The sequence below is a fragment of the Vibrio aestuarianus genome, assembly GCF_012395185.1.
Lineage (GTDB): Bacteria > Pseudomonadota > Gammaproteobacteria > Enterobacterales > Vibrionaceae > Vibrio > Vibrio aestuarianus.
Genome location: NZ_JAAZTU010000011.1, coordinates 1 through 14,652, shown reverse-complemented (window position 1 = coordinate 14,652; position 14,652 = coordinate 1). Strand labels below are relative to the sequence as shown.

The 14,652-nt window shown below is 42.5% G+C and carries 13 protein-coding genes; 6 read left to right on the top strand and 7 right to left on the bottom strand.

Going from position 1 to position 14,652, the window contains the following annotated elements:
* Positions 1–2 precede the first annotated feature (2 nt).
* Together HGG78_RS07125 and HGG78_RS07120 are read right to left on the bottom strand one after the other, a co-directional pair.
* Positions 3–653 carry a lysoplasmalogenase gene (locus tag HGG78_RS07125; protein ID WP_172532439.1) on the bottom strand — a complete coding sequence of 217 codons (651 nt, stop codon included), beginning with the start codon at positions 651–653 and terminating at the stop codon, positions 3–5.
* 112 nt (positions 654–765) lie between these two features.
* Positions 766–1,914 carry an iron-containing alcohol dehydrogenase gene (locus HGG78_RS07120; protein ID WP_172532438.1) on the bottom strand — a complete coding sequence of 383 codons (1,149 nt, stop codon included), beginning with the start codon at positions 1,912–1,914 and terminating at the stop codon, positions 766–768.
* Positions 1,915–2,083: 169 nt separating this feature from the next.
* Here HGG78_RS07120 and HGG78_RS07115 point away from each other — a divergent pair, with 169 nt between their 5' ends.
* Together HGG78_RS07115 and HGG78_RS07110 are read left to right on the top strand one after the other, a co-directional pair.
* The gene (locus HGG78_RS07115; protein ID WP_172532437.1) at positions 2,084–2,968 is read left to right on the top strand and encodes an AraC family transcriptional regulator; all 885 of its coding nucleotides are present in this window, start codon (positions 2,084–2,086) and stop codon (positions 2,966–2,968) included.
* A 270-nt stretch (positions 2,969–3,238) separates the two neighbouring features.
* Positions 3,239–4,786: a DUF3369 domain-containing protein gene (locus tag HGG78_RS07110; RefSeq protein ID WP_172532436.1), complete on the top strand. Its 1,548-nt coding sequence runs from the start codon at positions 3,239–3,241 to the stop codon at positions 4,784–4,786.
* 65 nt (positions 4,787–4,851) lie between these two features.
* On the opposite strand, the gene HGG78_RS07105 is transcribed toward HGG78_RS07110, so the two are convergent.
* Positions 4,852–6,807, bottom strand: a complete 1,956-nt coding sequence (locus HGG78_RS07105) for a PAS domain-containing sensor histidine kinase (protein WP_172532435.1) — start codon at positions 6,805–6,807, stop codon at positions 4,852–4,854.
* A gap of 114 nt (positions 6,808–6,921) precedes the next feature.
* Here HGG78_RS07105 and HGG78_RS07100 point away from each other — a divergent pair, with 114 nt between their 5' ends.
* A complete protein-coding gene (locus HGG78_RS07100) occupies positions 6,922–7,890 on the top strand; it encodes an ABC transporter substrate-binding protein (RefSeq protein ID WP_172532434.1) in 969 nt (322 codons plus the stop codon).
* Between the two features lie 63 nt (positions 7,891–7,953).
* Positions 7,954–8,298 carry a HopJ type III effector protein gene (locus HGG78_RS07095; protein WP_172532433.1) on the top strand — a complete coding sequence of 115 codons (345 nt, stop codon included), beginning with the start codon at positions 7,954–7,956 and terminating at the stop codon, positions 8,296–8,298.
* Positions 8,299–8,335: 37 nt separating this feature from the next.
* Here HGG78_RS07095 and emrD read toward each other — a convergent pair whose 3' ends face one another.
* Positions 8,336–9,541, bottom strand: a complete 1,206-nt coding sequence (gene emrD / locus HGG78_RS07090; protein WP_053310572.1) for a multidrug efflux MFS transporter EmrD — start codon at positions 9,539–9,541, stop codon at positions 8,336–8,338.
* 191 nt (positions 9,542–9,732) lie between these two features.
* Positions 9,733–10,041 (bottom strand): cysteine-rich CWC family protein, encoded by a 309-nt coding sequence (locus HGG78_RS07085; protein WP_172532432.1) that lies wholly within the window; start codon positions 10,039–10,041, stop codon positions 9,733–9,735.
* Between the two features lie 144 nt (positions 10,042–10,185).
* Here HGG78_RS07085 and yegD point away from each other — a divergent pair, with 144 nt between their 5' ends.
* A complete protein-coding gene (gene yegD, locus HGG78_RS07080) occupies positions 10,186–11,538 on the top strand; it encodes a molecular chaperone (RefSeq protein ID WP_172532431.1) in 1,353 nt (450 codons plus the stop codon).
* Here the strand turns inward: yegD and HGG78_RS07075 are convergent.
* Positions 11,529–12,479, bottom strand: coding sequence for a DMT family transporter (locus HGG78_RS07075; RefSeq protein WP_172532430.1), 951 nt, complete (start codon positions 12,477–12,479; stop codon positions 11,529–11,531). The genes yegD and HGG78_RS07075 overlap by 10 nt on opposite strands.
* 149 nt (positions 12,480–12,628) lie before the next feature.
* Here HGG78_RS07075 and HGG78_RS07070 point away from each other — a divergent pair, with 149 nt between their 5' ends.
* Complete coding sequence (locus tag HGG78_RS07070; RefSeq protein ID WP_338326114.1) at positions 12,629–13,087, top strand: Lrp/AsnC family transcriptional regulator; 459 nt, start codon at positions 12,629–12,631, stop codon at positions 13,085–13,087.
* Between the two features lie 48 nt (positions 13,088–13,135).
* On the opposite strand, the gene HGG78_RS07065 is transcribed toward HGG78_RS07070, so the two are convergent.
* Entirely contained in the window at positions 13,136–14,383 is a 1,248-nt protein-coding gene (locus HGG78_RS07065) for an SGNH/GDSL hydrolase family protein (RefSeq protein WP_172532495.1), read from the bottom strand.
* Positions 14,384–14,652 lie beyond the last annotated feature (269 nt).

The window sequence follows — 14,652 nt, the reverse complement described above, 5'->3', positions numbered from 1 at the left end:
CGCTAGGCGGTTAAACTAGCGAGTACGGATAGCGTAATTAACCCTTGTGCGGTGTAATACGTTACCATGACTACATGTCGAGAGAAATGAGAAGCAGAGCGAAACCTATCAATGGCAAGTACTAAGTCAGACATCATAAACATTAATGCTCCAACCAAAGCCAATAGCCCCGCCGATGAGCGATAAGCCACCCAAAACTCGGCCGCTGATGCAGTCATAGCCACAATTACAACAATGTAGAGAGCGACTGGAATGATCATCGCACCTAAACTGGGTAGTAGCAGTAAAAATACCAATACGCCAACCGCTAGAAATCCTGCGGGTATCCACCAAGTGATGGATTCTATCGTTTGAAAAAAGCCGATGCTATAGGCAATGTGTGCAAACAAAAAACAGCTTAATCCTGCAACAAACTTATCTTTTGGGTGCATCAGAAAAGCGTCGCCCATCGCTGAAAGCAGTAGCCCTACAATCACCCATAAACCGAACGAATTATTGACAACATGAGAGGAAGCGTCATTGGTCCCAGCAAGATAAAGTAACGTGGCCATTAACAGTATTGGTAGAGGCTTACTGATATAAAACAACCACCTGGGCCCACGGCTGATCGAAACTAAATGAGTAATACAAATCATGATAATGCTTGGCCACATAGGTTTTCCATATCGGTTTTCTACAAACAAAAAAAGCAGCGCCTATCAGCGCTGCTCGGATTGTAACAGAATATTTTTTATGGAATCTTATTTATGAGCCAAACGTCTCGAATTAGACGATAGCCTGCTCTAATATTTCACGAGATCTTTCAATAGTAATTGATTGCTGCTCACCTAACACGACCATACCATGAGCTTCTAGTTGTGCAATTACTGCGTTGACCGCCTCTTGTTGGCTGCTGTTGTGGTCAGCAAATTGAGTGGCAACATTTAAGCTATGGTAAAAGGCTTCGATGGCGTCAATTGTGCGTAGTGCTAGGTCTTTGCCTGCGGGTAGATCAAATACATTTTTGCCCATCTGCTCTAACTTAGCCTGTTTGTTTTCAAGCTGATTACGTAGCAAAGAGGGTTGCACAATAGCTAAAGAGCGCGCGTGGTCTACGTGCCACAAGGCTGTGAATTCATGACCAATCATATGCGTTGCCCAGTCTTGAGGAACACCGCTACCAATCAACCCGTTCAGAGCTTGGTTTGCTGTCCACATTAGGTTGGCACGCCACTGATCATTGTCTCTTTCTGCGTATTGCTGGCCAAGTACCAACAGGTTTTTAAGGAGCGTTTCAGCATAGCCGTCTTGAACCATCGCATTAGTCGGTAGCGTTAGGTATTGCTCACAAACGTGTACCCAAGCATCTACCAAGCCATTGATCAACTGGCGTTCAGGTAATGACTTCATCACATCTGGATCTAGTACAGCAAATTTTGGTTGAACCGCTGGTGCCATGAATGCCAGTTTGTCTTGTGTCTCAGCTTTGGTGATCACCGCACCCATATTGGATTCAGAGCCTGTTGCAGGCAAGGTCAAAATAGCACCAATAGGTGTTGCTTCAACAACTTGGTGTTTGCCGAGCATAATATCCCAACCATCGCCATCGTATTTGGCGGCAGCGGCAACGTATTTTGAGCCATCAATCACGGAACCACCACCAACGGCAAGAATGAAATCGATGTCTTGCTGCTTGACTATCGCTACGGCTTTGTCGAGTGTTTCCTTGGTTGGGTTTGGCTCTACACCGGCAAACTCAACCCAGTTATGATTCGCTAGTGCACTGACGACTTGATCATACACACCATTGTTCTTGATTGAACCTCCGCCATAAATAACCAAGGTTTTTTTGTCTGTAGGGATTGCACTGCTGATCGCTGCAATTTGTCCTTGGCCGAAATGAATTTGGGTAGGGTTAACATAAGTAAATTTCATTATTCTCACCTTTTTGCTTCTAAAAATGGAGGAAAACCTCCAAGGCAGTGTTTTACAATGTGCATATTAGTACTTGATTGACATTGAATATAGGCCAATTCCTCGAAATAAATTGCCTAATTCTATTTGGTTGGTATCCTTTAGCCATATTGTCTCTTTAGGAGGTGCCATGAGCGAACTTGCGCAACTGATGCAACGATACGTAGAAAAACAGTCTTTAGATCAACTGGAGGGAATTCATCAGACGGTCATCGCTGACGTATGGTTTTATCGCAGCAGCCAGGGTAACCAACGGCAGCCGTTTGTTTATCAGTCCGGCATTATTCTTCTAGGCCAAGGGCATAAACAGATCCATATTGGAGGTAACCCCGTCCACTATGGGCCGAATGACTATTTGGTTGTAGGCGTTCCATTGCCACTAGAATGTGAAGCTTTTGCCACAGAAAACGAACCGTTACTGGGTTTAACCATCAATATTGACCATTCAATGTTACTCAAGCAAGTAAGTAAGCTTGAAGAGTCGGGTTTTGATCGAAACAGCAGTGATAAAACATCGAAATGTGGTCTTAAGTCGGTAGAAATGAACAAAGAAATGCTGGCGAGCACTATTCGCTTAATGTCCGCATTGGTGAATGATCTGGAAGCGAAAGTATTGGGAGAGGCGATACTTGAAGAGATCGTATTTCGTGCCCTAACCAGCAGTGAAGGGCATGTGTTGTTTGATCTCGCTCATCAAGAAGGTCATTACGCACGTGTAGCGAAAGCACTGAGCAAAGTCCATCAAGAGTATGATCAATCAATTACCGTGCAGCGATTGGCTGAAGAGGCCAATATGAGCGTTTCTGCATTCCATCAAGCTTTTAGATCCGTCACTTTAGAGTCTCCCTTACAATATTTGAAGAAAGTACGACTCAATAAAGCCAAAGAGCTTATTCATGTGGAAGGCAAAAGGGTCAATGACGCCGCACGTATGGTCGGTTACACCAGTGCATCACAATTTAGTCGAGAATATAAAAGACACTTCAACGAAACACCAAGAGGAGTTCAGCGATAAAAGAGGAAAGATAAAACATAAGGTTTACTCTTTTATTGTTACGAGCACTGCGACATTATTCCCCAAGTAGTGACGATAGCAACGAATCGTCATTGTTCCTCCTAAAGAATGCTAGTCACGTTCTGCCTACAAGCCCTTATTTGAATCAATCTATGCTGAATTCAATAGGGGCTTTATTTTTCATCACATTAATCAGAATTCATCCACTAAAAAAGCCGTTATGTGCTAAACCTAAAGAGTAGACAAATCGTCATTCAAGGGAATTAGGCAATGGATCTTTTTGCAGATTATCAGCAAGAAAACAGGCATGAGCATAAAGGTTCACATCAACCAACAGTTGACATCAGGCCATGGTATGTACTGCTGGTGGATGATGATGAGCAGATGCACCAAATAACTCGTTTGGCACTCAATGGTTTTACGTTCCAAGGTCGGCCTCTTGATCTTATATCGGCAATGTCAGGTGTTGAGGCTCAACAGAAGCTGAGAGAAAACGACGATATAGCCTTAGCATTAATTGATGTTGTGATGGAAACGGAACACGCAGGTCTGGAATTGGTGAAATATATTCGCGAAGAGTGTAACAACAAGATGATTCGCTTAGTGCTTCGCACAGGGCAGGCGGGTCAAGCACCTGAAGATACCGTTATTCAAGAATATGAAATTGATGATTATAAAGAGAAGACGGAACTCACGACGCAGAAGCTGAGAACGTTACTCTATTCTATGCTTCGTGCTTATCGTGATTTATGTTTGATTAAAGAGCAAAAAGAAGGTTTAAGCCGAGTTATTCAAGCTTCTGCCAATGTGCAAAATACTACAACATTGAAAACTTATGCTGAGTCAGTGCTAGGGCAACTAACTTCATTGCTTAAACTTCATTCGTCTGCTTTTTACTGTATTGTCCAGCCTAGGCCGGAGGGTGAGGTGTGCCGAGCGCTGACATTAGCAGCGACTGGTGACTATGTTGATTTTTATTCTGAATGTAATCTTGACCGTTTACCTGACCAAGTTGCGTCGCGTTGTCGACATGTTTTGAACTGCCAGCAGTCACAAGATTTTGGTGACGCTTCCGTTTTGTTTATAACCGATGATCGTGGCGTAGATAACTTACTGTACATTAATATTGAAGATGATTTGTGTGAGCTTGATAAACAGTTACTGGAGATCTACATGCACAACATTGGACTGACCTTTGAAAAATTAAACTTGTTAGTCGACCTGCGGGAAACCTCAAAAGAGCTAGTGTATAACTTAGCCAATGCGGTTGAAGCGCGGAGTAGAGAAACCGGTGCGCATGTACAGCGAGTTTCTCTGATCAGTGAAAAACTAGCGGTATTGTATGGTTTACCGGAACAAGAGGTAGATATGCTCAAGAGTGGCTCACCGCTACACGATATCGGTAAAGTCGCCATTCCAGACAGTATTTTGCATAAACCAGGTAAGTTGGACGCGCAAGAATGGGAGATTATGCAAAAGCACGTTGAATATGGAGTGGAAATTTTAAGTCGCTCCAAGCGTCGCCTGATTGCCGTTGCAAAAGAAATTGCGGCTACTCACCATGAAAAGTGGGATGGAACGGGTTATCCCCACCAATTGATCGGTAATCAGATACCGATCAGCGGTCGTATTACTGCATTAGCCGATGTATTTGATGCATTGGGTTCTAAGCGAAGTTACAAAGAACCGTGGACAGATGATGCAATTATGCAAGAAATTGTTGCCCAAAAAGGGAAACATTTTGATCCAGACTTAGTTGATCTAATGATAGAGCATTGGGATGACTTTATCGCCATTCGTAATCAACTACCCGATTAGTCATTTGTTTCGAGTTAAACTTTGTTTATCAATGTTGCATCACCGCTAATGGCGGTGATGCATGTTTAAGGCTTTATATTCCGTTCTAGTGTCTTAGGTAGGGTGAAAGTGTAATGTACGCCTTCATCGACATCGGATTCAAATAGCAACTGGCCACTCAGCTTTTGCTTCATCAAATTAAAAACGAGATTTAAACCTAGCCCCGAGCCCCCTTTGCCTCGCTTAGTAGTATAAAAGGGCTCAAAAATTTTGTGGTGCAAAGCAGGTTCAACACCGCAGCCGTTATCTTGATACTCTAAAATAATATTATCTTGTTGCTGATAGAAACGAATTGTTATTTCCGGATTTGGCTGCTGTGCAAAAGCATGGTTAATGCTATTCATCACTAAATTGGAAACAATTTGAGTCAATACACCCGGTAAACTATTCATAGTGATTGTTTCATCGCCTTCTATCTTAGGCACAACGGGCACCTTGCGTGTTTCTGGATGAAGACTTGCGATTAAAGCATGCAGAACTTGATGAATAGAGAACTGGCTTCGGCTCTCAGAGACTTGATCAACCGCTGTTTGTTTGAAGTCTCGTACCAGTTTTGCTGCCCGGTTTAGGTTGCTTTCCAACATTTGAGTCGTGTCATTCATGCGCAGCATCAACGATGAAAACTGACTGCTGGTCAGTGTTTGGTCGGCAAAGGCTTTATTCAGTTCGTTTTTGATGTCGTTAATCACCGATGTTGCGGTTACTGCAATACCTAGTGGTGTATTGACTTCATGAGCGACCCCGGCCACTAGCCCACCTAATGCGGCCAGTTTTTCTGATTCAATCAACTGACTTTGTGTTTCCTGTAGCTGTTGCATGCTCTGTTTTAGGTCTGAAGTTCGCTGTTGAAGATCAAGCGTTCGTCGCGCAACTTGCCGCTCTAAGTTTTGGTTGAGCTCTTCAAGTTCGGTTTGCGCTAGTTTTAATTCAGTGATGTTAATTGCTGTACCTCTAAAACCGATGAATTGCTCATTACGATAGCGTGCAATCGCCTGAAACATGAGATATTGCGTGACACCGGAAATAACGATATTTTCTTTACACTTGGAAAAGTCTTCTTTTTTTTCAAGAAGATATAAAAGGTGCTCCAAATCTTTAAATTGCGTTAGTTCAGAGAGGAATGGCTTCTCATTTGCCGCAATGTTTAATGCATGGCGCATTGGTTCTGAAGCATAAATGAGCTGATTGGATGCGTTTGTCTCCCATAACCAATCTGATGAAACTTCGGTGAAATCTGCAAGTCGCTCTTGTTCAAACTTGATATTGTTGTAAAGCGTTGTCAGGTTGGTTGTGATTTTATTGGTCTCATCGGCTAACCATACCAATTCATCGTGGTGTCCCATGATCCACTTTTTATGTACTAGCTGAAGAGGTTTAGGTGGGTGTCGAGGGTTGTATTTACGTAAGTAGTTAGCAATGGCAAATAACCTCCGATTCACGCTTTCGTGGAAAATCATTAGAATCACATAACATACAAAAACAGTCTTCATCGCGTTCACGACAAGTACAACTAAAAACTGCCGAATAAGATAGGTATAGATTTCTTGAGCATTGGACTCAATGTAGATAGTGCCTACTTGCTCTTTAATGCCAGTATCAGGGTTTAGGTAGAGCATCGGATAGCTGTTTTTTAAAACACGCTCAGTCACTTTGTCACCGGCACTGAATTGATAATTTCCAGAAGAGACGAGCAAATAATCAATTTTTGGTAAATTAACCAGACCATCCAGACGTTGTTGAAGGGTGACGAGATCATAACTCCACAAAGCAGTGGCCAGCAGATCGGCATGAACAAATTCTATTTCGTGATGACGCTGAGCTACGTCATTAAACTCACGATTATAGTCGAAATAGGTTTGTGCTAGGGTGGTCATTAACGTTACTAGCCCACTAAGAATAACTAGAAAAATAATGATTCGCCGGCCAATATGGCTAGAGATCGGGCTGCTATCACTCTCTTCAAATTGACGACTTCTATTCATTTCTCTACTCATGTTTTGGCGTGATGTATTTCAGTATAGATGCTGAATCTAAAGTATGAATGAGGGGGTATTGGCTACACTTAACAAAATAAATCAAATTATTGGAGATAACTCATGCGTTGGATGTTGTTATGGTTGCTGATCAGTCCTTCGGTTTTGGCAGAAAAAATTTTAGTCATTGAAAGTTATCACCAACACAACGAATGGGATCAAAGTTATCTGAAGGCCCTTAAGCATACGTTAACACCTCGCTATGAACTCGAAAACTTTGAGATGAACACCAAGCGAATTCCTGCTAGTCAATATTCGGTAATGGCTGAAAAAGCATTCGCGGCCTATCAACAGGCTAAACCTGATGTAGTGGTGCTGGGTGATGATAACGCTTTAGTTTATATGTTGCCGAAACTGTATAACGAGCCGATTTCAATTGTATTTCTGGGGATCAATGACAACCCGAGAAAACTCATTATGCAATACCAAGGACAAGCCAAAGTCACGGGGATATTAGAACGACCTCTGTTTGTGAAAACCATGGGCGAAATAGGCCGTATGCTGGAAGAGGATAAGCGAAAAGTACTCGTGCTGTTTGACTCTGGTAATACCGCGAAAATCGCTTTGGAATATATGAAAACTCAAATCAGTATGATTGAGAATAATTTAGGCATCACAACGGAGATTTCCTCGATCACTACTGATAGAGAATGGTATGAACAGATTAATACAGCGAATAAAAGAGGCTTTGGTGCGATTGTTGTCGGTTTATTTCAAACACTAATGGATGACGCTGGGAATCATGTTGATGCTGAAAAAATCATGACATGGACCAACCAAAATACCCAAGTACCGCTATTCGGTTTTTGGGACTTTTCGATTGGTAAAGGCAAAGCCGCTGGTGGCGTTGTACTTGCAGGAAGTGATCAAGGGCAGATGGCCGCTGATATAGTGGTCCGCATTTTGGATCACAATGAAGATGCAAGCCAAATACCAATACAAATAGGGCTACAAGGAAAAGCAATTTATCACGCGGACGAAATGGCGCGTTGGGGGTTATCGATACCTAAAGGCTGGACTGCGATAGAGTGATTCTTTTTATTGCACTTGTTTTTACTTAGACTGACGCTTTTACTAGTCAAAAAGAGAGTCGACATGGAATTGAACGAACTGCTCACCTTGTTAACACGGCAGCCTGACAGCATAGTCTTTAGCCAAGTGATTGAAACCATTGATGAGAATTATCACTTTACACCAACGGAGTTTAAAAATGGTGAAATTCTCAATGCGGAGAATCAAAACAATGGCTCATGCAAAATTTTTGCTTTTGCACAATTACAGCAGTTAGATAAGGCGCAAACATTGGCTTGTTTTGGTGACTATTACCGTAAAGATGTTCTGCAAAACCCAGAGAATGATGATCACCAAAACATTCGAAACTTCATTGAATATGGTTGGGATGGTATCCAGTTTTCTAATCAAGCCTTAAGTATCAAGTAAGAATAGAAGAGGGAGGCTATACGCCTCCCTGACCACTTTAAATTGCCAATGGCATTTCATTGGATGGGTCTTGTTTGCTGTAGACTCGAATCAGTCCTAGAGTCGCAAACACCGACATCAATAGCATTAAACCACCTAATGGCATTTGGCTATGAGCTGGAATGGCTGATGCCAACAGTGTTGCTAAACCTGCGCCTAGGTTTTGCATGCCGCCTAAGACTGCGCCGCCTGTTCCTGCGTGATAAGGCAGTGGAGTTAATGCTCCTGTTGTCGCAGCAGGGAATAAAATACCCGCCCCTAGGAAATAGACCGTAGCCCCACCAATTAAAGTGAGTGCCGTTGTTTTCTCAAACAAGCCTGGAATAAACACCACGAGCGAGCCGATGGCTATCGCAACTAGTCCAACGTACAGCGCACTTTTTTCATTAACGCGCTGTGCAATAACACTCGACAATCCGGCACCAATTAAATAGCCAGGAATTGGTAGTACAAACAACAAACTTACGGTTGTCGCTGGTAATTGTAATACACCGCCCAATAGCACACCTGCCGCTGCTTCAAACACCGCAACGCCAGAAAAGGTTGCCACAAGGCAAATTAAGTAACCTTGAAAACGTCTGTCACTTAGTACATAACGATAGCTGCTAGAGACGCGCTCATGTTTTCTCAGGTTTTTCGGTAAGGTTTCCACCATACTGGTCATCATGGTAATGATTACCGCAATGGCAAATAGTGACAGAAAAAGATAACTAGAACGCCAACCAAAGCTTTCAGTTAAATAGCCGCCCAATACAGGAGCAATAAGTGGTGAAAAGATCACACACATGCTGATCAAACTATTTGCTTTATGCAGTTCTGCCCCAGAAAAGCAGTCGCGCGTTAGGGTACGAGACATTGCGCCACCGCAACCAATACCTAGCCCTTGCACAAAACTACCCGCTAAAAACCATTCATATTGATTGGCAAACAAAGCCAATATTGAACCTACGATGTAAATCAACAAACCAGCAATAATAATAGGTTTGCGGCCAAGTCGGTCTGACAATGGGCCGTAGACAAATTGCGATAAACCATACGGAATTAAGTAACACGCCATAACGGCTTGCAATGATGCCGGCGTAACCAAAAACTCACCCGCCATATGACCAATGGATGGGACATACATAGTTTGTGTCATTTGACCAACAGCGGTCAAAATCGCAATTAAAAACGTCAGCTTCACTAATGGAAACGATGCGGACATGATGAATCTCCTGCACAAAAATGCAACAACGGAATGAGAGTTAAATGGATACTGAAACTAATGATAATATGAGAAAGAGTAGCTCTTTCGGTGCGAGATATTAGTAGGGGGTTGGCTGTTTATCAATCGAAAAGTGTGATCTTAAGCAAGATAAAAATCTATAGGAATCATTAGTTAAACTAATCTAAAAATTACGCAATTGGTAGTGATGTAAGGCAGTGTCGACATAAGCATTTTGCATGATTATCAAGCGATGAGGTATCTCTATCTTCTAGCTCAAAACACCAGCAGGTAGTTTTACCTTCACTGATGTCACAATGAGCGCTTTGTTTACAACTTGGGCAGCGGTGGGTTCCTTGGTCACGTTTCAGTTTTGTCATGATCTCATCGCGTTGTTGCACAGAAAAGTTACGCCACTGTACAATTTCTTGCATGGTGCGGTGGCATCCAGAGCATATTCCACCTTCATTTTTACACGCTGCAATGCAAGGAGTTTTCATCAACTTAAGCCTAGTCATTTTGGGGAACTCGGATTGTATCTCATCTTGTATGGATTGTTTAACTATGAAAGGTCAACACGACCTAGTATTCACAATACGTATAAGGTAGGATTGCCGACCTTTTTTTGATGCTAGGAGGCAATAATGTTTATTGGTTTTGATTACGGCACGGCAAACTGTTCTGTGGCGATGATGCAAAATGGGCAACCTACATTGCTGCCGATAGAAGGAGAGAGCTACTACATTCCTTCGACTATTTGCGCTCCGACGCGTGAATCTGTTTCTGAGCATTTATTTCGCCACCATAACATCAAACCGAGCGACAAAATTGGCGAGCAGGTATTAAGAAGAGCGATCAACTTCAACCGTGAAGAGAGCATAGACCTTGCTGTGCAAGATATTGCGTTTGGACAAGCCGCACTGGATCTCTATTTACAAGATCCAAGAGACATCTACTACGTGAAATCTCCGAAATCTTTTTTGGGAGCATCGGGTTTACATGATGTTCAAATCAGCTTTTTTGAAGATTTAGTTTGCGCCATGATGGTTAACATCAAACAGCAAGCAGAGCGGAACGTAAAGCAGAGCATTCAAGACACGGTTATTGGTCGCCCGATTAACTTTCATGGCCGAGGTGGTGAAGATGCCAACCGTCAGGCTGAAGCTATTTTGGCAAGAGCTGCCAAACGTGCCGGTTTTAAGCAAGTCAGTTTTCAGTTTGAACCGGTTGCCGCGGGTTTGGAGTATGAAGCAACCCTTGAACAAGACAAAACTGTGTTAGTGGTCGATATTGGTGGTGGTACCACAGACTGCTCACTGATCGAAATGGGGCCAAGTTGGCGAGGTCGCGATGACCGAAGCGCCAGTTTGTTGGCTCACAGCGGGCAACGAGTGGGCGGGAACGATCTGGATATCTACCTTGCGTTCAAACAGTTGATGACACCGTTTGGCTTGGGTAGTAAAGCAGTATCAGGAATTGATATGCCGCTGACTCAGTTTTGGAACCCGATTGCGATCAACAATGTTGAAGCGCAACGTGATTTTTATTCTCAACAAAACCTAACGGCACTTAAGTTATTGCATAAAGAGGCGCAGCAACCAGACAAATTGGCAAGACTACTTAACGTTTATTTCGAAACGTTGGGCTATCACATTGTGCGCCGAGCTGAAGAAGCGAAGATTGCGCTATCGGACCTTCCTCAATGCCAGGTGATGCTCAACCTTTTGTCTGAACAGGTTGAAGTTGACATTAAACGTGAACAGATGATTGAAGCGATTGAATCACCAAAATCAAAAATGGTCGATCTAGTGAAAGAAGCTGTCGAGCAAGGCGGGGTAAAACCCGATGTCATTTTCATGACGGGCGGCTCGGCGCGTTCCCCTATATTGCGCCAAGCTGTTGAACAGCAACTGCCACATGTGCCAGTGGTAAGCGGCAACTATTTTGGCTCAGTAACTGCGGGCTTAGCTCGCTGGGCTGAAATCTGTTATCGCTGATAGGGTTGTGCCCTTGGTTTTTGATGCGTTGGCGGTTGATAGCTGAGTGACGTATCGTGTTTCATCAGCACATTACTGGCCACTAAGCTACCAATGCAGATAAAGCCGAGAGCTCCCCAAGTGAAAGTGGAGGGTATTTCTCCGAAAATAGGAATTGCTAACAGTGCTGCTATGGCCGGCGTTGCCGACCCAATAGCGGCCGAGCGTTCTGCACCTAATGTGGATACTGCATATAAGTAGGTGAATGCTGCAATTAAACCTGCTCCGACGCCTTGCAACAGCATATGCCCAATCACTGTCTTCCATGGCCAATCAATCAAAGGTGTGACGGCTAAGTAGCTGTCTAGCACCCCAATCGATACTAGCAGTACTAGTGCAATTACTGATAATAATGAAATAACCCCAGCACTGACTAAAGCATGCAAATTTGCCACTCGCGCGCAAATGGTAAAAATAGCCCACATCAAGCTGCCCATTAGAAACAACATATGGCCTGTAAGACGGTTTGATGCAAAATCAGTCACACTTGAATACAGAAAAAGGGCCACACCTATCATGACTAGACCCAGTCCAATGATTCTGTGAGTACTTAACGGCTGATTAAACAGCATAACCGCAATGCCAGAGACAAATAAAGGCAGCACGCCCGGCACGAGTGCACTTCCGTCAGCAACCGGCACGTAGTGCATCGCGTGACTTGCCACTAACAAATACGGTAAGCCACAACCTAAAAACATACCCAGTAAATAACGATTAGAGACAGCTTGCACATTTTTTCTTGCTTTCCATAGCAATGGAAATAGAACAATTGCAGGCAAAAGAAAACGTGTAAGGGCTATATCTGCTGGCGTCAGATTACTGATTGCGCCGCCTTTCAGAGAGAGAAAAAAACCAGACCATAGTAGAAGGGTTGTAATTATTGCCAGATAGCCAGAGATCATAATGGTATTAACATTCAGTTAGGATGTTTAACAATTATCTATCGATCTGCACGCTTTTATCTGGCAAATTAGCGCTTGATTATCATTATTTTTGCCAAAATCAGTTAAAAATTAGAGGTTTTGGGGTGGAATTTATCAAGGATTACAAAGTGGATAAGATAGATCGTCGAATGTTGGACTTATTACAACAAGACGGCCGCCTAACAACGGCCGAATTGGCAGATAGGGTAGGTTTGTCGCCTTCTCCTTGTGCTAGGAGGTTGAAACGTTTAGAAGAAAGTGGGGTGATTGATGGTTATCAAGCGAGCTTAAATCGCCAGGCTATTGGGGTCGGTATGACGGTGTTTGTTGAAGTCAGCCTTAGCAACCACCAAGCTAGCTCGATTGAGGATTTTGAATCTGCTGTGCTTGATATGGAGGAAGTGATTAGCTGTCATGTGGTATCGGGTGCGTACGATTACCTTCTGGAAGTGGTGAGTCGAGATTTAGTAGGCTACGAGAGTTTTACTCGTAAATTACAACGTCTGGAAAACGTCAAAGATATCCACACTCATTTGGCAATTCGACAAGTAAAAGCCGCTAGCGCTATGCCTATATGGATTGTATAAGCTGATACTGCGAGCGGCTGTGGATGTATTTTCAGTCAGTGATTATTGTCAAAAATTAAATTGCTTAAGTGATGTATTGATTATTTGATCAGCAATGAACTTATGCGTAGCTGTGGTAGGGTGAGTGACTCCCCAGAACACATATTTATCCGAACCATGATACGCACAGTCATTGGTCAGGCTATGGCTATAGAGATAATCTTTTGCAGAACTACGATTAATATCTAAACAAGCATCGGATGAATTTTCAAAGCCATAATGTTGAGGATTTGATGCTAGGTTTTCAAACAGAGTATATGCATCAAACAACGCGATATTGATCCCTTGCATTTGATAATAAAGCGCTTGCTCTTTGATGAACATGTTGAAAGATTTAATTCTCGAGCTGACTTTAGTCATTTCTTCCGCAGTAGAGTATTTGAATTGAGGTGCTCTGGTTGCATCGGGTAATGTAAATAAAATGATATTTTTCGCCCCAGAATCGACTAGTCTTATCATCGCGCTACTAAAATCGGCTTTTACTTCAGGGACTTCGCGGTTGTAATTCATAAAGTCATTTAAACCGAACTCTAAGGTAAATAGCGTGTTTTCAGGATGATAATTTTTTGCCATCTTCATATAAGTGAGATATGAAGTGACTTGGTTATACACCCCAGTTAAAGCAATGTATTGATTGCGCCCCGCAGCACCACCGACAGCCCAATTATATAATGGCAAATTTTTCTCTTTTGCCAAATACTCAGTCCACACCAAACCGTTAGAGAAATGCCCTAAAAACCATGAATTAGGATTAGGAAACGTCCATTGTGCAGCGTTAAATATATTACCTGTATCAGAAAGGCTGTCACCGAGAGCGATGACTCTATTAATTGATGGTGATGAATTTTGCTGATCATTAGTCCAAATGGAATGGTTATAAGATAAGCGGTTATCTGCCGCAAAATAAGTTATATCGGCAGTATCATGGGAGACATCTAATGTGTTCTCACAACGCTGTTTAATTTCTTGCTGTGGGGTGTCGGTGTAGAACATATTTTTAAATCTAACCGAAGACCACCAATAGCCATCAATCGTATAATAATCACCGTTGTCATCCAGTGCCCATTCCCAATCGGTTGCTGGGTCATCATTACTTGCAGCAGGTCGATACCAGCAGCGTACATAAGTGTAGGTTTGCTTACTTTGTGTGCTCATTATTTCACCAGCTGAAAGAGATTCTGGTGTAATGGTACTGTCATTAGCGTTAGCTATCGAAAGTGGTAATAAAGAAGTTACTAATAAAGTTAATAGTTTCATCATCAGATTCTTATGTTTGTTCGTATATCGGAAAAAATATAAACGAGGTTAGAAGATTAATAACTGGTCTGATCTATATTCTTCTCACATAGCAATCAGTCAATGAATAACTATCTTAGATAATAAACATTTGTAATGAAGATCAAAGATTCACTAAGAAATGTTAATAATATGATTATTTTAATAGCTGAGCGATAAAATATATTTCAAGTGTTGTTGATAGGGATCTAATTTAGCATCTGAATATTAAGCTATGACTTTATTAAAAC

Excerpts from the sequence above, each read along its gene's own strand:
- HGG78_RS07125 (WP_172532439.1), bottom strand. The coding sequence starts at position 653 with ATGTGGCCAAGCATTATCATGATTTGTATTACTCATTTAGTTTCGATC.
- HGG78_RS07120 (WP_172532438.1), bottom strand. The coding sequence starts at position 1,914 with ATGAAATTTACTTATGTTAACCCTACCCAAATTCATTTCGGCCAAGGA.
- HGG78_RS07115 (WP_172532437.1), top strand. The coding sequence starts at position 2,084 with ATGAGCGAACTTGCGCAACTGATGCAACGATACGTAGAAAAACAGTCT.
- HGG78_RS07110 (WP_172532436.1), top strand. The coding sequence starts at position 3,239 with ATGGATCTTTTTGCAGATTATCAGCAAGAAAACAGGCATGAGCATAAA.
- HGG78_RS07105 (WP_172532435.1), bottom strand. The coding sequence starts at position 6,807 with ATGAATAGAAGTCGTCAATTTGAAGAGAGTGATAGCAGCCCGATCTCT.
- HGG78_RS07100 (WP_172532434.1), top strand. The coding sequence starts at position 6,922 with ATGCGTTGGATGTTGTTATGGTTGCTGATCAGTCCTTCGGTTTTGGCA.
- HGG78_RS07095 (WP_172532433.1), top strand. The coding sequence starts at position 7,954 with ATGGAATTGAACGAACTGCTCACCTTGTTAACACGGCAGCCTGACAGC.
- emrD (WP_053310572.1), bottom strand. The coding sequence starts at position 9,541 with ATGTCCGCATCGTTTCCATTAGTGAAGCTGACGTTTTTAATTGCGATT.
- HGG78_RS07085 (WP_172532432.1), bottom strand. The coding sequence starts at position 10,041 with ATGAAAACTCCTTGCATTGCAGCGTGTAAAAATGAAGGTGGAATATGC.
- yegD (WP_172532431.1), top strand. The coding sequence starts at position 10,186 with ATGTTTATTGGTTTTGATTACGGCACGGCAAACTGTTCTGTGGCGATG.
- HGG78_RS07075 (WP_172532430.1), bottom strand. The coding sequence starts at position 12,479 with ATGATCTCTGGCTATCTGGCAATAATTACAACCCTTCTACTATGGTCT.
- HGG78_RS07065 (WP_172532495.1), bottom strand. The coding sequence starts at position 14,383 with ATGAAACTATTAACTTTATTAGTAACTTCTTTATTACCACTTTCGATA.